General features: G+C 45.6%; 28 protein-coding genes. 11 read left to right on the forward strand and 17 right to left on the reverse strand.

Annotation, left to right across the window (positions count from 1 at the left end; translation table 11 throughout):
* Nucleotides 1–2,121 carry a type I secretion system permease/ATPase gene (locus BS617_RS10500; protein ID WP_170870341.1) on the reverse strand — a complete coding sequence of 707 codons (2,121 nt, stop codon included), beginning with the start codon at nucleotides 2,119–2,121 and terminating at the stop codon, nucleotides 1–3.
* Between the two features lie 69 nt (nucleotides 2,122–2,190).
* On the opposite strand from BS617_RS10500, the gene BS617_RS10505 reads away from it, so the two are divergent.
* The gene (locus BS617_RS10505) at nucleotides 2,191–2,559 is read left to right on the forward strand and encodes a hypothetical protein (protein WP_075172757.1); all 369 of its coding nucleotides are present in this window, start codon (nucleotides 2,191–2,193) and stop codon (nucleotides 2,557–2,559) included.
* On the opposite strand, the gene BS617_RS10510 is transcribed toward BS617_RS10505, so the two are convergent.
* The 3 genes from BS617_RS10510 to BS617_RS10520 form a co-directional block, all read right to left on the reverse strand.
* Nucleotides 2,551–4,116 (reverse strand): response regulator, encoded by a 1,566-nt coding sequence (locus BS617_RS10510; protein ID WP_075172758.1) that lies wholly within the window; start codon nucleotides 4,114–4,116, stop codon nucleotides 2,551–2,553. The genes BS617_RS10505 and BS617_RS10510 overlap by 9 nt on opposite strands.
* A 101-nt stretch (nucleotides 4,117–4,217) precedes the next feature.
* Complete coding sequence (locus BS617_RS10515; protein WP_075172759.1) at nucleotides 4,218–5,444, reverse strand: argininosuccinate synthase; 1,227 nt, start codon at nucleotides 5,442–5,444, stop codon at nucleotides 4,218–4,220.
* Between the two features lie 94 nt (nucleotides 5,445–5,538).
* The gene (locus BS617_RS10520; RefSeq protein ID WP_075172760.1) at nucleotides 5,539–6,417 is read right to left on the reverse strand and encodes a flagellar protein MotY; all 879 of its coding nucleotides are present in this window, start codon (nucleotides 6,415–6,417) and stop codon (nucleotides 5,539–5,541) included.
* A gap of 216 nt (nucleotides 6,418–6,633) precedes the next feature.
* On the opposite strand from BS617_RS10520, the gene rnt reads away from it, so the two are divergent.
* The gene (gene rnt, locus BS617_RS10525) at nucleotides 6,634–7,260 is read left to right on the forward strand and encodes a ribonuclease T (RefSeq protein ID WP_212667456.1); all 627 of its coding nucleotides are present in this window, start codon (nucleotides 6,634–6,636) and stop codon (nucleotides 7,258–7,260) included.
* 66 nt (nucleotides 7,261–7,326) lie between these two features.
* Here rnt and BS617_RS10530 read toward each other — a convergent pair whose 3' ends face one another.
* The 3 genes from BS617_RS10530 to grxD form a co-directional block, all read right to left on the reverse strand.
* A complete protein-coding gene (locus BS617_RS10530; protein WP_075172762.1) occupies nucleotides 7,327–8,205 on the reverse strand; it encodes an OmpA family protein in 879 nt (292 codons plus the stop codon).
* A gap of 131 nt (nucleotides 8,206–8,336) precedes the next feature.
* Complete coding sequence (locus BS617_RS10535; RefSeq protein WP_075172763.1) at nucleotides 8,337–8,939, reverse strand: peroxiredoxin; 603 nt, start codon at nucleotides 8,937–8,939, stop codon at nucleotides 8,337–8,339.
* A 99-nt stretch (nucleotides 8,940–9,038) separates the two neighbouring features.
* Complete coding sequence (grxD, locus tag BS617_RS10540) at nucleotides 9,039–9,374, reverse strand: Grx4 family monothiol glutaredoxin (protein WP_075172764.1); 336 nt, start codon at nucleotides 9,372–9,374, stop codon at nucleotides 9,039–9,041.
* Nucleotides 9,375–9,651: 277 nt separating this feature from the next.
* Between grxD and BS617_RS10545 the strand changes: the two genes are divergently transcribed.
* From BS617_RS10545 to BS617_RS10555, 3 genes are all read left to right on the forward strand, one after another.
* Nucleotides 9,652–10,854 carry an aspartate aminotransferase family protein gene (locus BS617_RS10545; RefSeq protein WP_075172765.1) on the forward strand — a complete coding sequence of 401 codons (1,203 nt, stop codon included), beginning with the start codon at nucleotides 9,652–9,654 and terminating at the stop codon, nucleotides 10,852–10,854.
* Between the two features lie 47 nt (nucleotides 10,855–10,901).
* Nucleotides 10,902–11,807 (forward strand): ornithine carbamoyltransferase, encoded by a 906-nt coding sequence (gene argF / locus BS617_RS10550; RefSeq protein WP_075172766.1) that lies wholly within the window; start codon nucleotides 10,902–10,904, stop codon nucleotides 11,805–11,807.
* Between the two features lie 92 nt (nucleotides 11,808–11,899).
* The gene (locus tag BS617_RS10555) at nucleotides 11,900–12,814 is read left to right on the forward strand and encodes a LysR family transcriptional regulator (RefSeq protein WP_075172767.1); all 915 of its coding nucleotides are present in this window, start codon (nucleotides 11,900–11,902) and stop codon (nucleotides 12,812–12,814) included.
* 23 nt (nucleotides 12,815–12,837) lie between these two features.
* Here BS617_RS10555 and BS617_RS10560 read toward each other — a convergent pair whose 3' ends face one another.
* The gene (locus BS617_RS10560; protein ID WP_075172768.1) at nucleotides 12,838–13,221 is read right to left on the reverse strand and encodes a carboxymuconolactone decarboxylase family protein; all 384 of its coding nucleotides are present in this window, start codon (nucleotides 13,219–13,221) and stop codon (nucleotides 12,838–12,840) included.
* Between the two features lie 192 nt (nucleotides 13,222–13,413).
* Here BS617_RS10560 and BS617_RS10565 point away from each other — a divergent pair, with 192 nt between their 5' ends.
* Both BS617_RS10565 and BS617_RS10570 read left to right on the forward strand, forming a co-directional pair.
* The gene (locus BS617_RS10565) at nucleotides 13,414–14,769 is read left to right on the forward strand and encodes a class II 3-deoxy-7-phosphoheptulonate synthase (protein WP_075172769.1); all 1,356 of its coding nucleotides are present in this window, start codon (nucleotides 13,414–13,416) and stop codon (nucleotides 14,767–14,769) included.
* Between the two features lie 10 nt (nucleotides 14,770–14,779).
* Entirely contained in the window at nucleotides 14,780–15,106 is a 327-nt protein-coding gene (locus BS617_RS10570; protein ID WP_075172770.1) for a YqcC family protein, read from the forward strand.
* 36 nt (nucleotides 15,107–15,142) lie between these two features.
* Here BS617_RS10570 and BS617_RS10575 read toward each other — a convergent pair whose 3' ends face one another.
* The 4 genes from BS617_RS10575 to BS617_RS10590 are packed head-to-tail and all read right to left on the reverse strand — an operon-like array spanning nucleotide 15,143 to nucleotide 17,431.
* Complete coding sequence (locus tag BS617_RS10575) at nucleotides 15,143–15,565, reverse strand: CBS domain-containing protein (protein WP_075172771.1); 423 nt, start codon at nucleotides 15,563–15,565, stop codon at nucleotides 15,143–15,145.
* Nucleotides 15,562–15,912, reverse strand: a complete 351-nt coding sequence (locus BS617_RS10580) for a P-II family nitrogen regulator (RefSeq protein WP_075172772.1) — start codon at nucleotides 15,910–15,912, stop codon at nucleotides 15,562–15,564. Before BS617_RS10580 ends, BS617_RS10575 begins: the two co-directional genes overlap by 4 nt.
* 22 nt (nucleotides 15,913–15,934) lie before the next feature.
* Complete coding sequence (locus tag BS617_RS10585) at nucleotides 15,935–16,702, reverse strand: DUF1538 domain-containing protein (RefSeq protein ID WP_371264552.1); 768 nt, start codon at nucleotides 16,700–16,702, stop codon at nucleotides 15,935–15,937.
* Between the two features lie 9 nt (nucleotides 16,703–16,711).
* Nucleotides 16,712–17,431 (reverse strand): DUF1538 domain-containing protein, encoded by a 720-nt coding sequence (locus tag BS617_RS10590; protein ID WP_075172774.1) that lies wholly within the window; start codon nucleotides 17,429–17,431, stop codon nucleotides 16,712–16,714.
* 222 nt (nucleotides 17,432–17,653) lie between these two features.
* On the opposite strand from BS617_RS10590, the gene BS617_RS10595 reads away from it, so the two are divergent.
* Entirely contained in the window at nucleotides 17,654–18,706 is a 1,053-nt protein-coding gene (locus tag BS617_RS10595; protein WP_075172775.1) for a DUF3549 family protein, read from the forward strand.
* A 73-nt stretch (nucleotides 18,707–18,779) separates the two neighbouring features.
* Here BS617_RS10595 and BS617_RS10600 read toward each other — a convergent pair whose 3' ends face one another.
* The 4 genes from BS617_RS10600 to purU form a co-directional block, all read right to left on the reverse strand.
* On the reverse strand, nucleotides 18,780–19,589 hold the full coding sequence (locus BS617_RS10600) for a replication protein P (RefSeq protein WP_249263595.1): 810 nt from the start codon (nucleotides 19,587–19,589) through the stop codon (nucleotides 18,780–18,782).
* Nucleotides 19,507–20,511, reverse strand: a complete 1,005-nt coding sequence (locus tag BS617_RS10605) for a DnaT-like ssDNA-binding domain-containing protein (RefSeq protein WP_075172776.1) — start codon at nucleotides 20,509–20,511, stop codon at nucleotides 19,507–19,509. Before BS617_RS10605 ends, BS617_RS10600 begins: the two co-directional genes overlap by 83 nt.
* 67 nt (nucleotides 20,512–20,578) lie before the next feature.
* Nucleotides 20,579–20,986 carry a CBS domain-containing protein gene (locus tag BS617_RS10610; protein WP_075172777.1) on the reverse strand — a complete coding sequence of 136 codons (408 nt, stop codon included), beginning with the start codon at nucleotides 20,984–20,986 and terminating at the stop codon, nucleotides 20,579–20,581.
* 132 nt (nucleotides 20,987–21,118) lie between these two features.
* Nucleotides 21,119–21,973, reverse strand: coding sequence for a formyltetrahydrofolate deformylase (gene purU / locus BS617_RS10615; RefSeq protein WP_075172778.1), 855 nt, complete (start codon nucleotides 21,971–21,973; stop codon nucleotides 21,119–21,121).
* A gap of 114 nt (nucleotides 21,974–22,087) precedes the next feature.
* On the opposite strand from purU, the gene BS617_RS10620 reads away from it, so the two are divergent.
* The 3 genes from BS617_RS10620 to BS617_RS10630 all read left to right on the forward strand — a co-directional run bounded on the left by BS617_RS10620 (nucleotide 22,088) and on the right by BS617_RS10630 (nucleotide 26,278).
* Nucleotides 22,088–22,762 carry an alpha-ketoglutarate-dependent dioxygenase AlkB family protein gene (locus tag BS617_RS10620; protein WP_249263596.1) on the forward strand — a complete coding sequence of 225 codons (675 nt, stop codon included), beginning with the start codon at nucleotides 22,088–22,090 and terminating at the stop codon, nucleotides 22,760–22,762.
* A 20-nt stretch (nucleotides 22,763–22,782) separates the two neighbouring features.
* Entirely contained in the window at nucleotides 22,783–23,520 is a 738-nt protein-coding gene (nfsA, locus tag BS617_RS10625) for an oxygen-insensitive NADPH nitroreductase (protein ID WP_075172779.1), read from the forward strand.
* Nucleotides 23,521–23,587: 67 nt separating this feature from the next.
* Nucleotides 23,588–26,278: a putative bifunctional diguanylate cyclase/phosphodiesterase gene (locus BS617_RS10630; RefSeq protein WP_075172780.1), complete on the forward strand. Its 2,691-nt coding sequence runs from the start codon at nucleotides 23,588–23,590 to the stop codon at nucleotides 26,276–26,278.
* 1 nt (nucleotide 26,279) lies between these two features.
* On the opposite strand, the gene BS617_RS10635 is transcribed toward BS617_RS10630, so the two are convergent.
* Entirely contained in the window at nucleotides 26,280–26,732 is a 453-nt protein-coding gene (locus BS617_RS10635; protein ID WP_075172781.1) for a flavodoxin domain-containing protein, read from the reverse strand.
* Nucleotides 26,733–26,775 lie beyond the last annotated feature (43 nt).

Consider the following 26,775-nt stretch of genomic DNA (forward strand, 5'->3'; position numbering starts at 1 on the left):
TTAACGCTGAATATGCAAACGACCTTGTTTAAGGGCATCCAAGACAACCGCTTTAGGGCCATCCGCTACCACAAAACCACCATCAATAACGACTATTCGCTCCACTAGCGATAAGAGAGACATTTTGTGTGTAACAAGCACCAGCGTCTTATCTTTGCTGTATTGTGTTAGTTGCTTGCGAATAAAATCTTCGGTGGAGTTATCCATAGAATTTGTGGGCTCATCTAATATCAAAATATTAGGCTCATGAATCAACCCACGCGCTATGGCAACCGCTTGACGCTGACCACCGGACAGTAAACTACCACGCTCACCCACTTGCATATCAAAGCCATGAGGGTGACGGTTAACAAAGTTATCCACTCCGGCTATACGCGCTGCTTGGATAAGTCGTTCATCATCTACTTCTGGCGAGCCCATCACGATATTGTCTCGCACAGAGCCACTAAAAAGCATGATATCCTGAGGCACGTAGCCAATATTTCGACGTAAATCGACCGGATCAATCTGGTTGATATCGATATCATCAATCCGCACAGATCCTTGATCCGGACGATACAACCCCATCAGGAGTTTTTCGATAGTCGACTTGCCAGAGCCGATGCGACCAATCAACGCAATTTTCTCACCGGCGTTAACCTTAAAAGACACCTTTTCGATAGACGCTTGTTCACTACTAGGGTATTTGAACTGAACGTCTTTAAATTCCAGCTTGCCTGATAGTTCCGGGCGATGAACATATTGACGACCAGCTTCACGCTCATCAGGTAACTGCATAATTTGATCTAACGCTTCTAACGCGGCTTTAGACTGATGGAAATTCGTCACTAAGCCAGCAACTTGAGCCATCGGCTGCAAAACACGCCCAGATAAAATCACGCAGGCTATCAAAGCCCCCATAGTAATTTCACGCTCTGCGATCAAATATACGCCGGTCATAACCAACGCTACTGAGCATACCTGTGTAACAAAGCCTGCAAAATTCATCACGGAGGAAGACAACATCTTGGCCTTCAATCCCCAATGCGAAATATAACCTACCGCTTGTTCCCACTGCAGCTGCAGCGACGAGGCTGCGCGCTGAGTTTTAACCGTCTCCATAGCGGTTAAACACTCAATAAGTGTAGCGTTCTTTTTCGCACTAGCTGCGAATGTTTTTTCTACAACGGATTTAAGCTTCCGCGCCACCACTAAGGAGTAAATGACAATAATAGGAATCCCAACCAATGGAACAACCACTAACGGCCCACCAATAAGCCCGATGACAATTAGGAAGATAATGGCGAAAGGAATATCAATAATGATCGTATTGGTTGTGGAGCTTAAGAAAGTCCGGATACTTTCAAACTCTCGTAAGTTGCTACTAAAGCCACCGACCGAGGTAGGCATTGCGGAGTAATGCAACGCCATAATTTTTTCGAAAAGTAAGGACGATAGTAAAATATCAGCTTTTTTGCCCGCTATTTCAATAAAGTAAGCGCGCAGCATTTTAAGCCCAAAATCAAACAGATAGACAATCATCACGCCTATAGCTAGCACCCACAACGTTTCTAACGCCGAATTAGGTACTACCCGGTCATAAACGTTCATGACGAACAACGGATTAGCAAGCACGAATAGGTTGATCAGGAAGGAAGCAATCAACACGTCACGGTATATTTTTGCAGACCGCCAAATAGTTCCCCAAAACCAATGACCTTCCCGTTGATCCAGTACTCGAGAAACCTGATCGGCAAAACGGTATTCCATCCTCACAAAAATAGCATAGCCGGAATATTGCTCAGCAAGCTCGTCAAGGGCGACTTGGTGAGCCCCGCCACTTTCAGGCTGAATAATGACAGCTTTACCGCCCTCTTTATCCAGCTCCTGAAGAATGCAGGCTTCATCGTTTTTTAACAACAGCACGACCGGCAAAGTCAGCGGCGCGATACTTTGCAGGTCACGCTTATCCACTCGCGATTTAAACCCGGCTCGCTTTGCTGCTCGTACAAACAATTTGGGCGTCAGTTTATTATTTTCTAACGGTAAGCCATCACGCAGCACTTCAGCGGATAAAGGTCTATGATTTTGCTGGGTGAGGTGGACTAAACAATTTAATAATGAGTCTTGCACAGTATCCATTTTCTTGACCAAACTCTAATTAGGGCTACATACTAACATGTATATTATTAACTGAAAGATGATTGATTCATGCTATACGCACTACGGAACTCTGAGGGTAGGATCACTGGTTTATCAGAGACTTACCAAGATGGCGCAGAAAAGGTCGACATGTCCAACCCCGATGTTCGCGACTTCCTTTCTGTAAATGACGAGAACTTTTCTCCTGATGCTTATTTAGATCAGTCTGACAAGGCAATCTCTCGAATCATAGAAGACTTAATTGAGCTACTTATTGATAAAAATGTGATCATATTCACAGATTTACCGGATGGTGCTCAAGGCAAGTTATTAACACGGAAACTAGCTCGCGGCCTGATAAGAGGCGATGTACCAGAAGAGGCTTTTGATGACATCAGCGAGACATCCATCCTCTCAGATGAAGACGAACTACTCTAACAGCTCATACAAACGCGGTATCAATTTTGCTTTTTGTTGCGCTTGTCGTTGCGTTAACAGGCCAAATTCCTGAGCCACTAATCCATTTAACACATGGGCGATTTGTTGATTACTAAGGGTGCAATCTTGCACATTTTTAACTTTAATTGTAATCAATAACTGAGCTGTGGCCAACGCAGTGGCCACAGACGCAGGCTGCAAGCGAAATGACTCCGTTAACATAACTTGAGCTTGTGAGTAATCTTTTGAATTAAGCTTGTGTATCCCCACCAATAACAAATCGACCCAGCTATCCTTAATGCGCGTTTTAACCATCATCTCTCGCGGCGAGGTCAGCTGCGTAGCATTAGCAGCGCATTCCAGCGCTTCTTCTAGCCAGTCCAACCAAAGCCACTGGTCATCCAAAGGCATTGCCAAAAAAATCTCATGTGCTTGCGATAAGTGCGCTAAGGCTAACGATTGTTTCTCTTGGTTCCAATTAAGCCAGAAACCTAAAACATGCACACGACATTCAATGGAAACCGCATCAAAATCATTCGATACGGATTCCAATGCACGTAGCGCTTTAACTTCCATTTCCTCTGCTGATATCTGGCCATCGGCAAAGCGAGCTAACAAAGCACGAACATAAGCAAAATAGTATTCTGGGCTTTGTAAGCCTGTGTATCGCGAGAAGTCCATTGTGCTTTGAAAGGCTTCCACGGCCAAAGCCCACTCGGCAAAAAAAGCGGCAATATTGCCCAAAGCCGCATGGGATTGCGGAACGGTAGGCTGCATCATCACTGCTTTTCTCATGGTCGTAATAGCCACCCCTGATTGGCCCGCCACCTGAAAGCTTTGCGCAAGGCACTTGTAGGCATCAATGGATACTATTTGATGATCAATAATATCTTGCAAGCATTGCTGTGAATCTTGGTATTTGCCTTGGGAAAAAAATGTAATACCTAACCCCAATTTAGCCCAGTTTTGCCGACGCGTTGAGACCACCTTTTTAAAGACCTTCTCTGCTTGGCTATAGTCCTGCAAGGCTAAAAAGCAAATCCCTGACATACGATTTAAGTAACTAGCCAAAGCAGGATAAAAACTCGCGAGCTTCTCACAATAAATCAGGGCTTTATTCCACTCCTGCTGATCCATTGCTTCTTCAACCCGGTACACAGCCCGCTTTACACGTTGAACTTTTTCTAAACGCGGAGCCAATCGATCTCGGGATAGCGGCTTAGCCAAATAAATATCAGGAGCGGCACTCAAGGACCCCACCAGTAATGAAACATCGGGGTTAGTGAGCAACACGGTAACAGTACGATGTAAAGGCAAGTGCTCGGCCAAGGCTTCCTGGATGACCTGAAGCCCATTTTTTTGCCCCTTACCCAGATCATATGAAACCAGCAATAAGTCATAGCGAACACTGCGCAAATAAGACAGCGCCATGTTAACAGACGAAGCGACATCAATTTTATCGAATGATAGCGCCCCCACTATCTCTCGGTGATGACTGATTTCACCCAACTGTGAATCAACGATTAACGCTGAACTACTCGACACGTTTTTAGGCATTATGGACTTCTTACTACCGAAACTGTCTTCAGACTATTAGAAAAAATCCATTTATACAAAAAAGCCCGCATATTAGCGGGCTTTAAAAGAGACAGTCGCTGTTAGTCTTTTAACAAATCACGACCTTTGCTTGCAGCGATACGCATGCGTAATGCATTCAGTTTGATAAAACCTTCAGCATCTTTTTGATCGTAAGAGCCTGCATCATCTTCAAATGTTGCAATCGATTCATCAAACAAGCTGTCATTTGAACGACGTCCCACCACAGAGACATTACCTTTGTACAACTTAACGCGTACGTCACCATTTACATGGCGCTGGCTATAGTCGATCATTTGCTGCATCATTTTACGTTCTTCTGACCACCAGAATCCGTTATAAATCAGCTCAGCGTACTTCGGCATCATGCTATCTTTCAAATGCGCCGCTTCACGGTCTAGCGTAATAGATTCAATAGCTCGATGAGCACGCATCATAATAGTACCGCCCGGTGTTTCGTAGCAGCCACGGGCTTTCATGCCGACAAAACGGTTTTCAACTATATCTAGGCGACCAATACCATTCGCTCCACCGACTTTGTTCAGTGTTTCAAGAACCGTTGCTGGAGATAGCTCTTCACCATCAATTGCAACAATATCACCGTTCTTATATGTCAGCTCTAGGTATGTTGGCTCATTCGGTGCAGCTTCAGGAGAAACCGACCAACGCCACATATCTTCTTCTGCTTCAGACCATGGATCTTCTAACAAACCGCCTTCATAAGAGATATGCAATAAGTTAGCATCCATTGAGTATGGAGACTTTTTCTTTTTGCCCGAGAAATCAACCGGAATATCATGCTCAGCGCAATAAGCCATCAAGGTTTCGCGAGACGTTAGATCCCATTCACGCCAAGGGGCGATAACATGAACGCCTGGCTTTAGTGCATACGCACCCATTTCGAAACGAACTTGGTCATTACCTTTGCCCGTTGCACCGTGAGATATAGCATCCGCACCCGTTTCGTTTGCAATCTCAACTAGACGCTTGGCAATTAGAGGGCGTGCGATGGATGTACCGAGGAGGTACTCTCCTTCATAAATAGTGTTGGCACGGAACATTGGGAAAACAAAGTCACGTACAAACTCTTCACGCAGATCTTCGATGTAAATCTCTTTAACACCTAGGGCTGCAGCTTTTGCTCGCGCGGGTTCCACTTCTTCGCCCTGCCCCAGGTCAGCTGTGAAAGTCACTACTTCACAGTTATAGGTTTCCTGCAGCCAGCGGACGATAACAGATGTATCCAATCCACCTGAATAGGCCAGTACTACCTTTTTAATATCGGACATTCATTTGCTCCACTGAAATATGGCCGCTATGCAGCCTACTTTTAAAGTCATACCAAACGCGAGATTATAACACCGAAAGAAACGAATTACTGCATCACTCCCGCTCAAGCCTGATGGTCGCGCGACGGTTGCGAGCACGGTTAGCTTTGGAGTTATTGGGAACCGCTGGATACCGCTCTCCGTGGTAACGAGTGGTAATCATCTCCTCACTAATCCCATTAGCAACGAGATAACGCGTTATGTCTTCCGCACGCTGTTTAGATAGATCCCGATTTAATAAACGCCTTCCCGCATTATCAGAATGCCCATCAACATATAACTCTTTCACCTTAGGATCTGTTTTAACGTACTCAATAATAAGATCTAAGCGATCCTTACTGGCGTCTGACAAGCGCCATTGAGCAGGCGGGTACAATACGGCGGTGCGAGCAACTTGCCGATAATTCACAGGCAACAGCTCATCAACGCATGCTATGTAATCACTGTAAGACTTTTGAAAATTAGCGGCCGACAGCGCGACTCTTGCTCGCTCACCGCTCCCTAACCAATTCGACATTGTGAAGGTAGGCGACATGCCTTGAAATAACGATACTAGCATTTCACCGGCATATTGCTCGCTAACCATTAATGGCTTGATTTGATCTGGTGAAGAAGCTGCCGGTACCGATAATTGAGCAATATACTTTGGCGCCAACCCGGGCTGCCACGGTGATGCTTCGGCCACTAAACGCACGTCACCAGAAAAGCTGCCTTTTTGCGTGGGCGACAACTCAAACACCGCCTTTTCACCGGCTTCATGAAAAAAACTTCCACGACCAAAGGTTGGCACCTCTTGTGATAGGCGGCAGTAAAATTTTGATGTTTCTACATCCCATACCGACTGATCAATACTGGCCATAAAAGTTACCGCCATTACAAAAGGAGCACTTAACACGGCCCAGCTTACTAAGGCTAAACGGATTATTTGTATCATATTAACAATTTACGACTCACAAAAATTTACGGTATGTTTACGCTATCGGCCTAAAGAAACACAGCTTAACCAGTGAAATTGATAGACACAGGCAAAGCCAACCCTTTTTCTGTGTTTGGCCTTACCTATCACGGCTGATAGAATGTCGGCTAACCCTCTATATTACAAGCAGCCTAGTAAGGAATTCTCTTGAATCATCGCTCATCCGCTCAATTAATGGCAGAACGCTTCCGTGGCTACCTACCTGTTGTCATTGACGTTGAAACAGCTGGTTTTAACGCAAAAACCGATGCGCTACTTGAGATTGCCGCTGTCACATTAACCATGGACGAACAAGGCTATTTAATTGTCGACCAAAGCTTTGTTGCTGAAGTTGCCCCCTTCGAAGGTGCCAACCTAGAGCAGGCCGCTCTCGATTTTACGGGAATCGACCCTTTTTCACCGGAAAGAGAAGCGATTTCTGAATTAGAAGCCCTTGAGCTCATCTTTAAACCAATCCGCAAAGCAGTAAAAGCACATGGCTGTAAGCGCGCTATTTTGGTTGGTCACAATGCATCATTCGACCAAGGCTTTGTCAACGAAGCTGCTGCGCGCAGTGATATAAAGCGCAACCCCTTCCACCCTTTTTCATCATTTGACACAGCCACATTAGCTGGCCTAGCTTACGGACAGACGGTGTTAGCCAAAGCGTGTGATGTTGCCGGTATACCGTTTGATGGAAAACAAGCCCATTCCGCGCTGTATGATACGGAAAAAACAGCTGAGCTATTTTGTGGCATTATCAACCGCTGGAAAGATTTAGGTGGTTGGGACATGGTCTTAGACTTACAAGAGCACGATTAAACGAAACCGTAATTCCTCATAAAAAAGGCAGCTCTCGCTGCCTTTTTTATTCACTCGCTCATAGCATTAAATGACAGGAACCAGTGCAACTCGGCGATTAACCGCCCGCCCTGCTTCAGTATCATTTGTTGCGACAGGACTACTTTCACCATAACCGATAGCGTTCATACGCTCAGTTGATATTCCCTTAGACGCCAAATAAGCCATGACAGAATCTGCACGTGCTTGAGACAGGTTCTTGTTATAGGAAGCCGATCCTACGGAGTCCGTATGCCCTTCAACTGTAAATTTACTGCTGCTTGCGCTCAACACCTCAGCGACGTTATCCAAGATAGCTTTAGCTGCAGACGTTAAACGGCTTGATTTATATTCGAAGTTAACACCCTCTAACGACAACTTATCGACAGCAGGACAGCCAGAAAGATCAACCGATACACCAACCGGTGTTGCCGGGCAGATATCGTTTGCATTAGCCACGCCATCAAGATCTTCATCTGCTGGGCAACCCGCTGGGTCTACTTCAACCCCTGCTGGTGTTTCTGGACACTGATCCAAAACATTCACAACACCGTCGGCATCTGAATCGAGTTGGCAACCACGCCCATCAACCGGAGCGCGCGCAGGTGTACCGGGGCACTGATCAGCTCGGTTCACAATACCATCTTGGTCGCTATCCAGCTCACAACCTTTGCCCGTTTTAATTTCATTTGCCTCACAGACAGGCTCTTTGTGACAGATCAAATATGCCACTCCAGCACCGACCAAAGCACCTGCGGCACCCTGATTATCAGCAGCTTGAGCAACAGCGCCACCAGCCAATGCACCTGCGGCAACACAAAAAGGTGTACTCTGCTCCCACTTAGCTGAAGGCACTTCTGCACAACCCACAACCAATGCTGCCACACCCAATACAGATAACATCTTAAATTGACTGGCTTTACTCATTCTTTACTTCCTCATAAATTCCGGTTCGGAATTGATCCATGTGATTAACTGCAGGCTATATTACACCAGAAAAAATGAACAAAAAAAAACCCGTATCATTAAATACGGGTTTTATATTCAAAAAGAACTAATTACAGCTTGTCAGACGACTCTGAAAGGTATTTAGCTACGCCGTCAGTAGACGCTTGCATACCTTTATCACCTTTATTCCAACCAGCTGGGCAAACTTCGCCATGCTCTTCATGGAATTGAAGCGCGTCAAATAAACGGATCAACTCTTCCATGTTACGACCTAGTGGTAAATCATTAACGATTTGCGAACGTACATTACCTTCTTTGTCGATAATGAAAGCACCACGGAAAGCAACACCACCTTCAGCTTCAACATCGTACGCTTTGCAGATTTCGTGCTTTGTGTCGGCAACTAATGTGTATTTAACTGGACCAATACCACCCGAGTTAACAGGTGTGTTACGCCACGCGTTGTGAGTAAATTGAGAATCGATAGAAACACCGATAACTTCTACGCCACGCTCTTCAAATGCGCTCATACGCTTATCTAATGCGATCAACTCAGATGGGCAAACGAATGTGAAGTCTAACGGGTAAAAGAAAACTAAACCGTACTTCCCTTTGATTGCTTCTTTCAAGTTGTATGCATCTACAATTTCACCAGTGCCAAGTACTGCTGCCGCTGTAAAGTCCGGCGCTTGCTTTCCTACTAATACACCCATGATTTTCTCCGTTTTTATCTATCGTTAGGTAAAACTTAACAAACCCGCATTGTAAGGTTTGTTCATAAAACTTTAATGACGAACAATTGACATAATGGCTTATTCAGCAGGTGTCTCGTCAGACTCAGCCGCTGCTTTGACCATTGTTTCAAGTTCACCTGATGCATGCAGTTCTGTCACTATATCGCATCCGCCCACTAATTCGCCGTTAATCCACAACTGCGGAAACGTAGGCCAGTTAGCGTACTTGGGTAATTCAGAACGAATCTCAGGATTTTCTAAAATGTTAACAAACGCAAAACGCTCACCACATGACATAAGTGCTTCAACCGTACGAGAAGAAAACCCGCACTGAGGGAAACGTGGTGTTCCCTTCATATATAACAAAATAGAGTTTTTTTCGATCTGGTCTTTAATAGTATCTATAACGCTCATTAGCTTACCTTCTCACGTCTTGCGACTCATTAACCGTGTGAATTTATCTGTAAAAATCCTACCACATACCCTAGCTAATTACTTGGTCAATACAAAAAATTAAGCGGGTTTATCGAGTCCAAATTGCTACAGTCATCCGTTTACCTGCTATATTGTGCCTTTACTATCTTTTTCAAGCTTTCCGACGGGAAGTTGCTAAAAATAGATAGTGACAATAGAATGCCTTTCTTTATTTGGCAGCTAAGGCTGCCTTTTTGCGTTGTACGGGAGATTGAACATGGCGCAGCAGTCCTTGATGAACACTTATAATCGGCTCTCGGTTAGCTTTGAGTCCGGTGAGGGCGCTTGGCTGTTTGATACTGATGGTAATCGCTACCTTGATGCTTTATCAGGTATTGCGGTGTGTGGCTTAGGCCATTCTCACCCTGCCATAACCAAAGCCATTACTGAGCAAGCAAGCAAACTTATCCATACCTCTAATTTGTACCGAATCCCTCTACAGGAACAGCTAGGGGATCGCCTCACTGAAATTGCTGGCATGGATAGTGTGTTTTTTGCTAACTCCGGCGCTGAGGCAAACGAAGCAGCTATTAAAATTGCTCGCAAATTTGGCCATGCTAAAGAGATCGAAGCCCCTGCTATTATCGTCATGGATGGATCATTCCACGGTCGGACATTGGCAACACTGAGCGCTACTGGCAACCGAGCAACGCAAGCCGGATTTGAACCTCTTGTGAGTGGTTTTATTCGCGCGCCTTTTAACGATGCTAACGCGGTTCGCTCAATTGCAGCCAGCAATAAGAATGTCGTTGCTATTTTAGTTGAGCCCATCCAAGGTGAAGCGGGTATACGTATCCCCGATAGCGAGTATTTAGCTGAGCTGCGCGACATTTGCGACGAAAACGATTGGCTACTCATGCTTGACGAAGTACAAACTGGCAATGGACGAACTGGTCGCTATTTCGCCTACCAACATACCTATATTGTGCCAGACGTTGTGACTACGGCTAAAGGGCTTGGCAATGGTTTTCCTATAGGGGCCTGCTTAGCAAAAGGTCGCGCCGCCGAAGTGTTCATGCCTGGATCCCATGGTTCCACCTTTGGCGGAACGCCATTGGCTTGTGCTGTTGGTTTAGCCGTTACAGAAACTATTATGCAAGAAAACCTGTGTGATCGTGCGGCCGAATTAGGTGACCGTATGCTTCAAGGCTTCAAAGAAAACCTTGAAGGCATGCCCTATATCCGTGAAGTTCGCGGCAAAGGCTTAATGATTGCTATCGAGCTTACCGAAGCAGGCACCGAATTAGCCGTGCTCGCTAAAGTAAAAGGCATCTTACTTAACATCACTGGTGGCGGGAAAGTTATTCGATTATTGCCCCCTCTCATTATGACTGATGCCGAAGCAGACCTACTGGTCAACACGCTATGTAAGCTGATTAAAATTTATGCAGCCGACGAGCGTTCAAAACCGAGAAAATAAAGACCGAAAAGGTCCATAAGGAAAGCCGTCGGAGACGGCAAGAATGTATGAATACAAAACACTTCCTAACATTGAAGGATTTAACTTCTGACGAGTTAAAACAGCTACTTAGCCGGGCTACCGAATTAAAAGAGATGCGTAACCGAGGTGAAGTATACGAGCCGCTTGCCAACAAAGTAATGGCAATGATTTTTGAGAAATCATCGACTCGGACGCGTGTTTCATTTGAAGCAGGTATGGCCCAGCTAGGTGGGCATGCCATGTTTTTATCTTCACGCGACACCCAATTGGGTCGCGGTGAACCAGTAGAAGACTCGGCACGCGTCATTTCAAGCATGGTTGATGTTGTTATGATCCGGACGTATAGCCATGAGATTGTTGAAACCTTTGCGCAACATTCACGCGTTCCAGTCATCAATGCACTAACCGATGATTACCACCCATGCCAGCTATTAGCAGACATGCAAACATTTGTGGAACACCGTGGCGATATCAAAGGTAAAACGGCGGCATGGATAGGCGACGGCAACAACATGTGCCAATCTTACATGAATGCGGCGGCTATCTTAGATTTCCACTTAAACATTGCTTGCCCTAAAGGGTTTGAGCCTAAAGCCGAATTGCTTGAAGAATACAAAGATCGCATCACATTGACTCACTCACCAAAAGAGGCCGTTAAGGGTGCACACCTTGTAACAACGGATGTGTGGGCTTCAATGGGACAAGAAGACGAACAAGAAACTCGTTTAAAGCGGTTTGAAGGCTTTCAAGTAACACCTGAATTAATGGATTTAGCGGATAAAGACGCTTTATTCATGCACTGCCTTCCTGCACATCGTGGCGAGGAAGTCAGCGAAGAAATGATGGAAGACCCGCGCTCAGTTGTTTTTGACGAAGCTGAAAACCGCTTACATGCACAAAAAGCACTGTTAGAGTTTTTGCTCGTTAATTAGCGCGATGCCGGCCTTTATAATAAATATTGGCCGGCTTGCCTTCTTTCCGTCTAAACTATACCTACTGTTGTTAGGCCATTCAGGATTGAGGCATGATCGAATTACGACATTTAAAAACACTGTCCGCACTCAGAGATGCAGGTAGCCTAGTCGAGGCTGCTGACCGAGTTCATCTGACGCAATCAGCACTATCGCATCAGATTAAAGATCTTGAAGATCGCCTGAACTGCTCCCTCTTTATTCGAAAAACCAAACCTATATGCTTTACTTCTGCAGGCCAACGTTTGCTTACCCTCGCTGACGAAGTACTTCCCATGATCCGCAATACCGAACGGGATATCGCACGCTTGGCTGGCGGAGAGGCTGGAAGGCTCAACATCAGTATTGACTGCCATAGTTGCTTTGACTGGCTTATGCCCACCATTGACCATTTCAGACAACATTGGCCAGAAGTAGAAATGGACTTATCCAGCGGCTTTACATTTCAACCATTACCGGCACTCGCTCGTGGCGATCTAGATCTTGTTATTACGTCTGATCCAGAACCTCGTGCAACCATAACTTACATACCATTATTTAGTTATGAGTCATTATTGGCTGTTGGTAAACGCCATCGCTTAGCAAACAAAAAGTACGTGCACGCAACCGATCTAGAAAGCGAAACGGTAATCACCTACCCGGTTGACCAAAACCGCTTAGATTTATTTACGCGCTTTTTGGAACCTGCAGGCGTAGAGCCACATGATACCCGCACCGCAGAACTCACCCTGATGATTTTACAACTAGTCGCTAGCGGGCGCGGTGTTGCTGCCTTACCTAACTGGGCTTTACACGAATACCTGCAGCGCGATTATGTGGCTGCCAAATCACTCGGTGAGCGTGGCGTATGGTGCACTCTTTACGCAGCAATTAGAGAAGACCAGAAAAACTCAGAGTTCATGGTCGACTTTTTAGACACGGCCAAGCAAGTCTCTTTTAGCACTCTGACCGGTATTCGCTCAGCTTAAGCATGCGCCCTACCTGACGAGCATCACTCGTCAGGGTTCCAGGCTTCAATCACTTCCTTAGCTGCTCTAAATGCCTCTTGAGCCGCTGGAGCACCACAATACACAAGCGACTGAAGCAAGACTTCCTGAATTTCTTCAGGTGAGCACCCATTTCGCAGTGCCCCCCGAACATGCCCTTTGAGCTCTGTTGGAGCCTTGAGTGCAGCCAGCATAGCGATAGTCACTAAACTACGTGTTTTTCGAGGAAGCCCAGACCTTTGCCAAGTCGATCCCCATGCATGTTCATTTATCCACTCTTGTAGTGGCTCAGTAAACGGTGTCGTATTATCGATGGCTTTTTGAACAAATTCTTCACCCATCACCTCTGTTCTTACTTGCAACCCTTTTTGCCAATCATCTTTAGACATCGTAACCCCCTCGCATTTTGTGTTGATTGCAACGCTAGGTTGCCTTTATATAAAACTAAGCATTTTGTTATAACCCATTACACACGACAGGCTAACAATGAACTACGTCTTATGTGCATCGACCGCTTGTATAATCACAGCGATACCTTACACTGGATTGCTTAATTGACTATTGGAAAAACGTACTAAGCCATGAGTATTTGGACACCGACCAGCTGGAGAAGCAAACCTATTTTACAGCAACCTGAATACAGCAATGCTGATCATGTTGCTCAAGTCGAATCACAACTAGCCGCCCTTCCGCCGCTTGTATTTGCAGGTGAGATACGCTCTTTACGCAAAAACTTGGCAGATGTGGCCGCCGGAAACGCTTTTTTATTACAAGGCGGAGATTGCGCTGAAACGTTTAACGAATTTAGTGCCAATAAAATTCGAGATACTTTTAAAGTTATGCTTCAGATGGCGGTTGTTATGACCTTTGCTGGCAGCGTTCCTGTGGTAAAAGTCAGCCGAATGGCCGGGCAATTTGCCAAACCGCGCTCATCGTCTCATGAAACGCTCGACGGTGTATCGTTACCAAGTTACCGCGGTGATATCATCAATGACATCGCTTTCACAGAAACAGCTCGCCAGCCCGATCCTGAGCGCCTACTCAAGGCGTACCACCAATCAGCCGCCACATTAAATTTACTACGCGCTTTTGCACAAGGTGGCTTTGCCGATTTACACCAAGTACACCGATGGAACCAAGGCTTTGTCCAAGCGAGTCCCTTAGGCGAGAAATACCAACACTTAGCTGATCAAATTGACCAGACTCTCGCTTTCATGGAAGCCTGTGGCATCCATGCTGAAAACACACCTCAAATCAAAGAAACCAGCCTTTATACCTCCCATGAGGCGTTATTGTTGGGCTACGAGCAAGCCCTAACTCGCCAAGATAGCCTGACAGGTGACTGGTATGACTGCTCCGCTCATATGCTATGGATAGGCGACCGGACTCGACAACCAGACCACGCTCACGTTGAGTTTTTACGCGGTGTGCGTAACCCAATTGGGGTAAAAGTAGGCCCAACAACCACGCGTGATGGGCTGATCGAACTTTTAGACATACTCAACCCAAACAATGATAACGGGCGTATTACGTTGATTGCTCGTATGGGTGCCGAAAAGATTACCGAAAAGTTACCCGAACTCGTTCGCATGGTAAAAGCTGAAGGGCGTAATGTTGTTTGGAGCTCGGATCCTATGCATGGCAACACAACAACAGCGCATAACGGTTATAAAACGCGCAGTGTAGATGCCATTCTTAAAGAAATGAAAGGTTTCTTTGAAGTGCATAAAGCAGAAGGTACACATGCTGGCGGCGTTCATTTAGAAATGACTGGTCACAATGTGACAGAGTGTGTGGGCGGTGCCTACCAAATTACCGAAGAAGGGCTTGCCGCTCAGTATGATACGTATTGCGATCCACGTTTAAACGGTGAACAAGCATTAGAGCTCGCTTTTTTAATTAGCGATACTTTAAAGTCAGCCACTTCTCAAAAGTAAGAAATGCGACATGAGCAAAGAACAAACACTACTATTTATTCTTGACGCCATTGAATCAGAAATGCAAACGCTTTCTTTGTGGCAAACGGTTGAGCCTAGTGCCGAAGCCCTTGCAAGCACAGAACCTTTTGCAGTTGATTCACTAAGCTTTGCAGAATGGGTTCAGTGGATAATGATTCCGCTGTTTCGCAAGATGGTTCGCCTTGGTCATCCTTTGCCAACCAACAGTGATATTTTGCCTATGGCCGAGGAGGCTCTTAAACTCGTGCCGCAGAATACCCAGCGCTTAACCGCACTGATAGGCGATATCGATAACTGCTTACGCGTACCGCATTAACGCCACACAGCAGATAAAATAACAACTGGCTTCATTTTATCTGCTGTCCTCCCCCAACAAGTCGCCAAACACAATCTCGTTATAACTCACAACGCCGACAACCTGCTGCAGTTTAATGACAGGAGCTATCGACAGGCCAAAGCGCTCAAATAAGCGCGCACAGTAACGAACGTCCATATCAGGATCTACCGCAATTACAGGTTTAGACATCACTTCATACACGTTGACACGCTCTGGGGCACGATCTTTAGCGACAACCTGTTTAGCAATATCAGACAGCAGTAATAATCCGTATTCGTCATCGTCATGGCGCTTATTAACCAATAGAACACTCGCCAAGTCTTGCTTAAATAAGTCGATTGCCTCTTGGATGGTCGCTAACCCGTCTATCATCGCATAGCTTTGAGCCATTACTTGGCTCACCCGAACTATATGACGTTTGCTTAGCTGGTCGTTCATATCTGTTCCTCCACAGCAGAACTTAACTGCTGTACTTGATGCGCAACTCCCACGGCGTCTTCTATATCTAGTTGAATTGCTATCCCCTTACCCGGCATTTCATCAAAACCTGCAACCTCTGCTATGGTTTCTAAAATTGCTCGGCTCAAATGCTCTTCAACTATAAGTAACAATACATCACGCTGTGTTTCTAAATTAAGCCCAAAAAACGTCTTCGTTTGGGTAATACCCTCGCCACGTGCATTATTAATAATAGTTGCCCCCGTTGCCCCAGCAACACGTGCCGCCTTCATGACCTCGTCTGTTTTACCGTCTTCAACAAAGACCAAAAGCAATTTAAAGTGCATACTTTCTCTCCATTAATCCAGCTTAGTCATTTTCTTTATGTTGTCGCCACGTACTTAATTGCGCATACCCCATGACAGTGATCATGGGAAAAAGACTAGCAAACGCAATAAGACCAAAACCATCAATAAGTGGACTGCGACCAGGTACTGTTTCAGCTAATCCCAACCCTAAAGCCGCTACTAAAGGGACGGTTACCGTTGACGTGGTTACCCCACCAGAATCATAGGCTAAAGGCACTATCGATTTAGGTGCAAAGCAGGTCTGTATAACCACGCACACATAGCCCGCTATAATGAACCAATGAATCGGGTATCCTGTCACAATACGCCAAGCTCCTAACGCAATACCCAATGCAACGCCTAACGCTACCGCCAAACGCAACCCCCACACACCAATAGCACCAGCTGAAACTTGATTGGCTTTAATCGCCACAGCTATTAACGAAGGCTCAGCTATAGTTGTACTTGCCCCAATAGCAAATGCGAACGCATAGACCCAGTAATAATCAGCCCAATGCAACGCACGATGACTAGGTGATAGCCGCCAGTGCTGAATAAAATCCGCTGCAGTGAGCTGCTCTGCCATCAACCGACCAATGGGAAATAGAGCTTTCTCAAGCCCTAACAAAAATAAGCTCAGCCCCACCAGCACAAATAAAAAACCGATGAGCACCCGTTTGAGCTGTGGTATCGGACGGCGAAGAACAAAAAACTGAAAGCCAAAAAGAATACAGGCAATAGGCAGTACATCACGCACGGTGGTGGCAAAGGTGCTCACTAACTCTGTCATTAATGCCATTTACACCACCATGCCGTATGCCATCACAAAAATCATGGGTGTTAATGAGGCAAACGCAATCAATCCAAAACCATCAATCATTGGATTACGCCCCTCAATACAGGATGCCAAGCCCACCCCGAGCGCAGTCACCAGTGGGACCGTTATTGTGGAGGTGGTCACACCGCCCGAATCATAAGCAATACCAATAATTTCGCGAGGCGCTACCATAGTCATCGCCACCACAAGACAGTAGCCCGCCATAATCATGTACTGGATAGACCAGCCTTTTAAAATACGTAGCACCCCTAAAACGATGGCTAACCCAACTGAAAAAGCGACCGTCAGGCGTAAGCCATTCGCATAAGACTGACGTTCAGATTCAGTATTTGAAATCATCCCTCCGTTGGCGGCCACATCTGCCGCCTCAGCCGATACGGCGATTAATGCGGGCTCTGCAACGGTTGTCCCAAACCCAAGCGCGAACGAGAACACTAACAACCAAAACACGCTTCCTTTTTGAGCAAAGGCATATGCCATGCTCCCGCCAATAGGAAACAACCCCATCTCTAAGCCGTATATAAAGCAGGTTAGCCCCAATGTAACTAATACAAAGCCCACCAGTAATTGCATTAAGTCCGGTACACTTTGCTGTAAAACCATTAGCTGAAAAAAAGCGATAACTACAATAATGGGAGCCAAATCGCGTAAACTGCCAACAAGAGATTTAAGTAAAGCCATTCACACTATCTCATTAGTAAACATACCCTCAGCTTACGCTGAATCACTCACCACAACCGGACCTGTATCAATAAAAGTGGGCTTCGTATATAAAAATGATAAAGCCAAGAAGTAAGCCTAAGAGAGAGCTGACCCTAGCCATCATCACTGGTAAAATGCCGCCCATTCATTATGCTGCTCGATAACAGCGGTACCCCGTAACAGCAATTAGGTGAGGCCTACATGTCTTTTTCTAGTATTTATGAGCTACTGAACGAAAGCGGAGCTCAATTCAGAATCTTTGATATGGGACGCCGCATCAGCAAACTCTCTACCGACCAATTTAATAAACTAGAGCAGGGAAGCATCCCCTACCCGACGCCATATTTGCACCATGCTTGGCTGGCTTTGTTATTGTGGAACCCTAAAAACAAAGAGCAAAACGTGGTGTGGTTCCTAAAATTTCCTTTGGACGAGCAAGGTTATCTTGTCCAAGCAGTTCGTGATGATTTTTTAGGACGGCTGATGCAAAACATCACCCAAATGTTAAATGAAGAAACAATAGATGAAGAAAAAGATGCTCTAAAAGACAACCCTTTTTCTTTCACTCCTGATCAAGAAAAAATGGCCATGTTCCATGCCATCGCCTCTACAACAATTGGGCGCGACCCGAGTGGCTTTTATCGTGAAGCGGGCGCTTATTTTTGTGGAGAGTTAGGCTGGAATAATTGGCAGGGATTAGGATATCAAGGTATCGCCGACGTTGTGGCGCGGATCGACACACAAAGCAGCCATGCACTTGCCCTTTCCATCGAGCATCTGCCAAACGAAGTACTCAGCGCATTAGGTGGCTGCCTAGAACATATCTTACCCGACCACACCTTAGCCAGTGCGCTACAACAACGTTTAAGTGACAGTTTAGATAAAGACAACCAAGAGCCCGTCGTAATCGCCGCTCTGCTGCGAGCGCTATCGCAAGCTTATGACGAAGCACTTAAGCAACAAGCCATTCTAACGACCCTGAATTCTCAATATGCCCATAGTGCCGAAGTATTAACAGCCATTGCCACCCGCTGTTTCTTGACGCTTCAGTACCCTGATATTTTAAAAGTGTATCTCGAAAAGTTAGCGGAGTCTGAAGCCGGTCAGGCGGGTTTTTCTCGCATATTGGCCGACCTGATGTTTATGCCAGCATTGCGGGCATTAATACTGAGAGAGTTTAGACAGCCGCAACGAAGTGAAGCACTAAGCGCAGCGATTGGTCATATGTTTGGCAACCAGTTTACAACGCATTAACATCAACGATAAATACCACCCATAAAAAAGGCGAAGCTTGTGACAGCTTCGCCTTTTTTACTATGAGATACAGTTAATTGACGCTCCCCACTTGATCAGGTAGCTCATCAATACCCAGCCGGGCAGCCTGCTCCATCGCCTGTTTCTTTAAACTGGCCCTAACTCGCGTACCCTCAGGTTTAGTTAAATAATATAACAACGATGAGGCCTGCTCTTGAGTAATCGACTGGGATTCACTCCATTGCTTAATAAAAGCATACAAGGTCGCGTCGCGGTTATCGGTTACGCCTTTAGGTTGCGGTATATCAAACGATTCCCCAGCTCTAAAGCGACGACACACCAATTCATAATGATATCGAAACAAACCAAATGTGGTGCGCTCTTCTTCGCTTTTAAGAGCAAACCACCCCGTTTCTCTACCCGCATGATATACCACTGGGTGGCTCCACGGCTTACCTACCGGGTCATGTGAAAAGCGACAAGCTTCTATATAGGCAGCACGTACGGAAGGTATACCATCTCCAGCACCGACTTCTTCTAAGATTTTTAAAAACTCTGAAACAGTCGGCATCCAAGCTAAAGTTTCTTTACAGCGGTCAACGGCGCGAACAAGCTGGCTTTCATCATAAGAAGTCAAACTCAATGCCCACTCTCGTTTGGCTATACGAATTTCATCTTGAGTTTCAAAGCAGCTCTTAAATTTGTGACCATAAATAGCCATGAACCGAGCAAAGATCATATTAACCATTGCTTTGGTTTCTAAGCTAATAACCTCTGGAGTTGCCGATGCTTGTGACTCGCTACCAATCGGTGTCTTTGATGTCCATGATGGCTGCGGTAACCCGTTTTCGGTTTTCTTTAGAATCTCTGCGGGTGTTTTCATTCGATTGACCTGAGAAAGATTGCTCTTTACGTTGTTCGCGTGACTCGCGGGTTTGCTTTTGAACCCACTCACGTTTGACCCACGCGAGGAATTTTTGATCCCAATTACTTTCTTTACGCTCTTTGTCGATATAGTAAAGGATAAACTCATCTATACAGGTATCAACTACCTCGCGCGGTATTTGATGTCGCGGGAGCATAGAATAAAACAACTCAGAAGGAGTCCACCCTAAGTACATAGGGTGAAGTTTTTGGTTTCGCTCTTCATGCTGCTCAAATAACTGTTGTAAACGGTCTTGCTGTGAATCATCTTTTTGACGTTTCCAGCCAATACTGCCGCCAAATACCGGAGCGGGCCCACGTTCACGGATATTAGCATTAGTACGCGACGGTAAAGGACGGCGAGGCATCGGTGGTGGTTGATCATACACAGGAAGCTCCGCCACACTCGGCACTGCAGCCGTAATTTTTGTATCTTTTAGGCGCTCCACAGAATCTAATTGACGAACACTAGCAACCGCTTCCATTCGGGCAGCCTTAGACTCAGCACTTTCAAAACGGGCTGATACGCCAGACTCGTCATGAGTCGTACCTACAGGTGTCTCCACCACGTTGTTTATCGCATCGGCTATTCGCACTCGTCCATCGCTGGCAATGGCGATACTGATAGCCGTATTACGAACAATAACGGCCACTAACTCATTAACTCGATCGACATCCCAGAACTCTGTCATTTTCAGCCACTGCGTGTGCGACAAAGTTACTTCCCTTATTCCCTGTCCCTGCTTGCCAGCAACGATTGCCGCTGCAGGGCATGCCAGCATGTCTTCACACAAACCAAACAAAAGCGCAGCTTCAACACCTAACTTTCGCGCGAGTGAGGGATAAACAAGTAAGGGTTTTTCAGGCATTGTTACCGACATTTATGTACCACATAACGATAATACTCCCCCAGCGTTTCAAAAACGAAAGGGAGCATTTAATTTAACACTATTCATTTTCAGCAAAGGCTTCAAAGGCTCTTAACACATCACTACGACTGATTTGCCCCACCAATTTACCGTCTTTAACCACAGGTAAACGCCGACGGCCTTTATCAATAAATAAACGAGCGACATCAACGATATCCGCATCATAATTGATGGTTTCAACAGTTTTAGTCATACAATCAGCAACAGAGCCGCCGCATTCTTCTTCATGGTAGGTATGGGTGAGGATGGCCCGCAAGCAATCTACTTCTGACAAAAGGCCGACTAGCTCACCTTTTTTATTGACCACAGGAGCACCGGATATTTTATATCGCAATAAAGCACTAATGGCTTCGAACAACTCCGTTTCAGGTTTAAAGGTCACTAAACCGGTGGCCATGTAATCTTGGACACTGACTGATTTTAACATGATACCGCTCCTGCTTGTCATGGAGGCAACGTGAAAGTTTGTCTCCTTTCCTTATTAGTTTAGTTCAGCTTTGTCGACTGTCGCGCTAAATTGTTCACTTAGCGCGAGCCTAAATCCTCTTTTGCGCGCACTCTAGTTAAAGACAACCGTTTTGTTGCCATGCACTAGCACGCGATCTTCTAAGTGCCAACGCAAACCACGTGAAAGAACCGTTTTCTCCACATCACGCCCTAAACGTACCATTTCTTCTGGCAAGTCTCGATGGCTAATACGCGTTACGTCTTGATCAATAATAGGGCCTGCGTCTAAATCTTGCGTAACATAATGACAAGTGGCACCAATCAATTTGACACCGCGTTCATGCGCTTGATGGTATGGCTTAGCCCCTGCAAACGAAGGCAAAAAGCTATGATGAATATTAATAATTCGGAAAGGATAAATATCACATAGCGCAGGCGGTAAAATTTGCATATATCGTGCGAGCACAATGGCATCCGCCTCATACTCCTCGATCAGAGACTGCACCTTATCAAAATGCGGTTGCTTATTGTCTTTATCCACAGGCACGTGGTGGTACGGAATATCATGCCATTCCACCATGCTGCGCAGATCATCATGATTAGAGATAACACAAGGAATCTCACAAAATAACTCTTTTGATGAATAGCGATACAACAAATCAGCCAAACAATGAGACTCTTTACTCGCCATCAAGATAACGCGTTTAGGCTTAGACGAATCAGCCATGTTCCATGTCATATTGAACGATTGAGCGATAGGCGTAAAAGCCTCTCTTAACTCATCCAACGAAAAAGGCAGAGTTACTGCTCCAATCTCCACGCGCATGAAAAACCAGCCAGTTGTAGGATCTGAGTGCTGATTGGCATCGGATATAGAGCCACCATGGCTAGAAATAAAGTTACTTACCATTGCCACAATGCCAACGCGATCGGGGCAGGCTAAAACAAGTCGGTAACGACGCTCCATGATGTACTAATTTCCTAAGATCAAATAAGGGTTAAACAAACATACGAACAATGTGAGCCATCATATCAGTTCGCCTTAGGTTGGGCATCCATTGATAAAGGCAGGAAGGTGTTTATGATACAAAATTGCGCAACATTGCTCACAGGCCACAGCATGAAACCAACAACACCGTCGCTGTTTGATCAGCAAAATACAATAGCAGAGCCTCAGCACATACAACACAAACAGGCTGACCTTTTACTCTACCCGCACTTCCTTGCCCCAGCACAGGCTGATCACTATTTAAACCAACTGTTACACGATACCCCTTGGCAGCAAGATGAAATCCGTGTTTTTGGCAAAACGCACAAAATCCCCCGCCTCCAACACTTTCAGGGTGACGCTGGTATCCGGTATCAGTATTCAGATCTTATTCTCAACTCCCAACCTTGGCACCCACAGGTTAATGCTATAAAAGCACTTATTTATGAGCTAACCAATTATCGATTTAACTCTGTTTTGCTCAACCAATACCGTCATGGTAATGACAAAATGGGTTGGCATAGTGACGATGAACCCGAGCTAGGGCCCAACCCGGTCATTGCTTCTGTTACATTAGGAACTGCACGTAAGTTTGTGCTAAAACATAAATACGATACTGACATAGCAAAGGTAGAACTCGTATTGCCTCATGGCTCTTTATTGATCATGCAAGGAACCACACAGCACTTTTGGCAACACGCTGTTCCCGCTAGCCGACGTATATTTACACCTCGAATCAATTTAACATTTCGTAGTGTTATCAATTAGCAGTAAAACCGAGGAAGAACATGAACTCCACTATTGATTTGCTCAAATCTCATCGCTCTATTCGTGTATTTAAAGACCAGCCTATCGCTCAAGAGACTATTAATGAGCTCGTAGAAGCAGGACAAGCGGCAGCCACTTCAAGCTTTATTCAAGCGTGCACAGTCATTCAGGTAAATGACCCAGAAAAACGCCAGCAATTAGCCACAATGGCAGGCGGACAAAGCTACGTTGAAACAGCACCGACCTTCCTCGTTTTTTGTGCTGATATGAAACGCCATCAACTGGCTTGCGAGATGAATGACGCACAAATGCAAAGTGGCTTCACAGAGCAATTCATTACTGCAACCGTTGATTGCGGGCTCTTTGCCCAAAACGTGGCCATAGCAGCAGAGTCCCTCGATTTGGGCATCGTTTACATTGGCGGGCTACGAAATAAGATTGCAGATGTTAGCAAGCTCCTTGATTTACCTGACTTGGTTTACCCTGTGTTCGGCATGTGCATCGGTGCTCCTGATCAGAATCCTGATGTTAAACCTCGTTTACCATTGTCTGTGGTACTCAAGCAGGATAGTTATGACGATACTAAAGATCGCGAACGTTTGGCCGATTACGATAGTCATGTAAAAACGTATTACCAAAGCCGCGGTAGCAACTTGAAAGAAACGGGCTGGACGGACCAAATATCGGGTATGCTTGTAAAAGAGGCTCGCCCTCACATGTTACCGTTCTTACAAGAGCGTGGTTTTATAAAGCGTTGATTTAACAATCATAACTAATACATGAGTTATTCATTTTATTAGTCATTTGCGAGAAATGTACGCACTCATGGAAGCGGTATCGGATCTATCAAGTGAAAAAAACAGTCTAGTCTCGGTTACGGGCCAACCGCCCGTAAGCAACGAGCAACCGGGCACCCAAGACCTCAATCGCTTACTGCAATTGCAGCGCGACCTTTTGAGCCGTATAGCGCTGCTCGAACCACTTGAAACCATTCTACATAGCTTATGCAGCGAAGTAGAAAAGCTGATACCCGAGTCACATGTTTTTGTTATGAAAAGTCATGCAGACCAGTCCATGACTCTCCTCTGCGCGCCAACAATTAAACCTCAATACCATATCCATCTACGTAACCAACGTGTGGACCCTAATGCACCTCCTTGGGGACGTGCGGTTTTTGTAAAAGCGCCTGAATTTGAATCACATACTTCCTCGAACCGCCCCAAAAAGGCTGGCTACTCCCTTTTTGAACGTTTAAAAGCACAAAGTTGCTGGTCTTATCCTTTATACGAATCGGCGGACCAAGTATCAGGAAGCTTCACTATTTTGCGGACTCCGCTAGGCTTTCCCTCCCCACTAGAAGCACGAATCCATGAAAGCGCTGCGCATATAGCTAGCATTGCCTTATCTAAACATCAGCACACTCAATTTTTACAAGCCTCAGAAAGGCGTTTTTCCAACATTGTTTCATCCATACCGGGTGTCGTCATGCAAACGGAGTTTGATGAGGAACGTAGGCCTTATTTCTCATACGTCAGTGATGGTATTAAGCCGTTGTTTGGAATTAGCGCACAGGATGCGATGAATCAATTCGATCTCGTTTGGGATCATCTTCACCATGATGCACAGTCCACACTGAGAGCTTATCGGCGAGCGACGCACGCAAAAAACAAGTTATGGACAGCTGAATGCCGCCTCACCGATGTACAGGGTAATCAAAAATGGATCTACATAGCCTCCACACCGGAGTGGGGCGAAAATCGTTCACTGATTAAAATCAACAGCATCCTGCTAGATGTCACTCAGGAGAAAGAAACACAAGCCCAGTTAGAACTAGCCGGTATTGCTTTCGCTTCTACCAGTGAAGGCATAATGGTAACGGATAACAAAAATCGCATTGTAAATATAAACCGTGCTTATTGTGAGATGACCGGCTTTAAAGCGCACGAGCTATTGGGCCGTTCGCCCTCTGTTTTTAGTACTGGCGCGTGCGACCGGCGGAAATTTAATACCATTTTTGAGACCTTACTCAGTGACGGCTATTGGCAGGGCGAAGTTTGGGGGCGGCGCCGCACAGGCGAGCATTACCCTCAATGGCTGAACATCACAGTGGTTTACAATGAACACGGCGTCATTACCCACTTTGTGAGCGTGGCTGCCGACCTTTCAAATGTAAAAGAGTCTGAAGCCCGCCTGCGTTATATGTCTCAGCACGATACATTGACGGACTTGCCCAACAGAGACCTGTTCAAAAAGCTACTTGATCACGCGATTAATGAAGCCGGTAATTCTCAGCGTATTGCAGTCTTGATGATCGATTTAGATCGCTTTAAATACATCAACGATACCTTTGGACATCAAGAAGGTGACCAGCTTTTAATTCAGGTATCCCGACGCGTACGCAAAGCGCTAGGCGATAAAGGGTTACTAGCACGGGTGGGTGGAGATGAATTCACCATTATGATCAGCCCCTGTAGCCATCAAGGCGAAGCAGAAAGAATCGCTTCAACGGTTATCTCTACGCTCGAACAACCCTTCCGGCTCAAAGACCATCAGATCTATGCCAACGCCAGTATAGGTATGGCGCTGTATCCCGATCATGGCTTTGATAGCACTACACTAATAAAAAATGCTGATACCGCTGTTCACAAAGCCAAAGAAAGCGGGCGTAACAAATACGCGTGCTACCGCAAAGAGCACTCGCAATTTTTCGAACAGTGGATGCGTTTAGAACCCGATCTACGCCAAGCATTATCTCAAGATCAGTTCCGTGTGTTTTATCAACCTCAAATTGATGCAATGACAGGCCAGCTCTCGGGTGTTGAAGCCTTATTAAGGTGGGAGCATCCAACCCAAGGGCTTATGTCCCCAGGCGAGTTCTTACCCATCATCGAAGAACTTGGTCTAATGGTAAAGGTCGGTAGTTGGGTGATCGAACAAGCCTGCGCACAAGCCGCCAAATGGCGAAAAGCCGGCTTTCCGTATTTTAAAGTGGCCGTTAATATTGCCGGACAACAAATACTCACCAAAGGCTTGGTAGATTGGGTGAGCCAAATGCTGACAAAATACGACATTAGCCCCGCTCAATTAGAGCTAGAGATTGTAGAAAACATTGTGGTCAAACACGCTGATGAAGTAACGCCGGTTCTAAATGCACTTAAAGATATGGGGATTAGCTTAGCCCTTGATGACTTTGGTACAGGCTATTCATCGCTCAGTTATTTGAAGATGCTACCCATTCAAAAGGTTAAGATAGACCAGTCTTTAGTCAGAGATATCCCTACGGATTCAAACGATGAAGCTATAGCGCGTGCCGTAATTGCATTAGGACACAGCCTTAATTTATGTGTATGCGCAGAAGGCGTGGAATCAAAAGAGCATCAGATTTTTCTAAGACGTGAAGGTTGCGACCAACTGCAAGGCTACCTTATCAGCCGCCCTGTGCCTGCTGAAGCTCTTAATTCCTGGATGCTTCAACAAGCTCACTTGCTTAACAACAATGTTGGATCGTCACCTTAAATCAACTAGCAAGGCTGGCTTCTAAGGAGGCTACCCAATCAGCGACAGCCTCTTCTGGGTCGGGCGTTTCTATTGCATCAATAACTAACATAGGCAAGACAGGCTTAGCGCCTAAAGAATGTAACAAATTCTTAAATAAGTACCCTGCCCCTGCAAACTCCTCATACGAGCTATCACCTAAGGCAATTAACCCGTACTTTATATGATCTAACCTTGGCTTTTGATCAAAGACATCTTCATACAAAGGTAGCAAATTATCAGGAATATCTCCTTCGCCAATTGTGGCAGTGCATACCACTACAATATCTGCATCACTCAGAATTAGATCATCAGCTTCAGGACTATCATTAACCGTTGCGCTGTGGCCACTTTTAACTAATAGATCGGCGGCATCTTCTGCTGCTTGCTGTGCATTACCGTATGTTGAACCTACTAAAAATAAAACTGATGCCATAACGAACCTTATACCAAACTCTCAATGTGAAACGCATACTATA

Origin of the sequence: Neptunomonas phycophila (assembly GCF_001922575.1) — a bacterium.
Taxonomy (GTDB): domain Bacteria; phylum Pseudomonadota; class Gammaproteobacteria; order Pseudomonadales; family Balneatricaceae; genus Neptunomonas; species Neptunomonas phycophila.

Coding starts and splice junctions, on each gene's coding strand:
- grxD (WP_075172764.1), bottom strand. CDS start 9,374: ATGAGCGTTATAGATACTATTAAAGACCAGATCGAAAAAAACTCTATT.
- purU (WP_075172778.1), bottom strand. CDS start 21,973: ATGGAGCGTCGTTACCGACTTGTTTTAGCCTGCCCCGATCGCGTTGGC.
- BS617_RS10630 (WP_075172780.1), top strand. CDS start 23,588: ATGGAAGCGGTATCGGATCTATCAAGTGAAAAAAACAGTCTAGTCTCG.
- argF (WP_075172766.1), top strand. CDS start 10,902: ATGAATACAAAACACTTCCTAACATTGAAGGATTTAACTTCTGACGAG.
- BS617_RS10535 (WP_075172763.1), bottom strand. CDS start 8,939: ATGGGTGTATTAGTAGGAAAGCAAGCGCCGGACTTTACAGCGGCAGCA.
- BS617_RS10560 (WP_075172768.1), bottom strand. CDS start 13,221: ATGTCTAAAGATGATTGGCAAAAAGGGTTGCAAGTAAGAACAGAGGTG.
- BS617_RS10545 (WP_075172765.1), top strand. CDS start 9,652: ATGGCGCAGCAGTCCTTGATGAACACTTATAATCGGCTCTCGGTTAGC.
- nfsA (WP_075172779.1), top strand. CDS start 22,783: ATGAACTCCACTATTGATTTGCTCAAATCTCATCGCTCTATTCGTGTA.
- BS617_RS10580 (WP_075172772.1), bottom strand. CDS start 15,912: ATGCACTTTAAATTGCTTTTGGTCTTTGTTGAAGACGGTAAAACAGAC.
- BS617_RS10570 (WP_075172770.1), top strand. CDS start 14,780: ATGAGCAAAGAACAAACACTACTATTTATTCTTGACGCCATTGAATCA.
- rnt (WP_212667456.1), top strand. CDS start 6,634: ATGGCAGAACGCTTCCGTGGCTACCTACCTGTTGTCATTGACGTTGAA.
- BS617_RS10575 (WP_075172771.1), bottom strand. CDS start 15,565: ATGAACGACCAGCTAAGCAAACGTCATATAGTTCGGGTGAGCCAAGTA.
- BS617_RS10500 (WP_170870341.1), bottom strand. CDS start 2,121: ATGGATACTGTGCAAGACTCATTATTAAATTGTTTAGTCCACCTCACC.
- BS617_RS10555 (WP_075172767.1), top strand. CDS start 11,900: ATGATCGAATTACGACATTTAAAAACACTGTCCGCACTCAGAGATGCA.
- BS617_RS10585 (WP_371264552.1), bottom strand. CDS start 16,702: ATGACAGAGTTAGTGAGCACCTTTGCCACCACCGTGCGTGATGTACTG.
- BS617_RS10590 (WP_075172774.1), bottom strand. CDS start 17,431: ATGGCTTTACTTAAATCTCTTGTTGGCAGTTTACGCGATTTGGCTCCC.
- BS617_RS10635 (WP_075172781.1), bottom strand. CDS start 26,732: ATGGCATCAGTTTTATTTTTAGTAGGTTCAACATACGGTAATGCACAG.
- BS617_RS10595 (WP_075172775.1), top strand. CDS start 17,654: ATGTCTTTTTCTAGTATTTATGAGCTACTGAACGAAAGCGGAGCTCAA.
- BS617_RS10505 (WP_075172757.1), top strand. CDS start 2,191: ATGCTATACGCACTACGGAACTCTGAGGGTAGGATCACTGGTTTATCA.
- BS617_RS10565 (WP_075172769.1), top strand. CDS start 13,414: ATGAGTATTTGGACACCGACCAGCTGGAGAAGCAAACCTATTTTACAG.
- BS617_RS10610 (WP_075172777.1), bottom strand. CDS start 20,986: ATGTTAAAATCAGTCAGTGTCCAAGATTACATGGCCACCGGTTTAGTG.
- BS617_RS10605 (WP_075172776.1), bottom strand. CDS start 20,511: ATGTCGGTAACAATGCCTGAAAAACCCTTACTTGTTTATCCCTCACTC.
- BS617_RS10515 (WP_075172759.1), bottom strand. CDS start 5,444: ATGTCCGATATTAAAAAGGTAGTACTGGCCTATTCAGGTGGATTGGAT.
- BS617_RS10530 (WP_075172762.1), bottom strand. CDS start 8,205: ATGAGTAAAGCCAGTCAATTTAAGATGTTATCTGTATTGGGTGTGGCA.
- BS617_RS10510 (WP_075172758.1), bottom strand. CDS start 4,116: ATGCCTAAAAACGTGTCGAGTAGTTCAGCGTTAATCGTTGATTCACAG.
- BS617_RS10520 (WP_075172760.1), bottom strand. CDS start 6,417: ATGATACAAATAATCCGTTTAGCCTTAGTAAGCTGGGCCGTGTTAAGT.
- BS617_RS10600 (WP_249263595.1), bottom strand. CDS start 19,589: ATGAAAACACCCGCAGAGATTCTAAAGAAAACCGAAAACGGGTTACCG.
- BS617_RS10620 (WP_249263596.1), top strand. CDS start 22,088: ATGATACAAAATTGCGCAACATTGCTCACAGGCCACAGCATGAAACCA.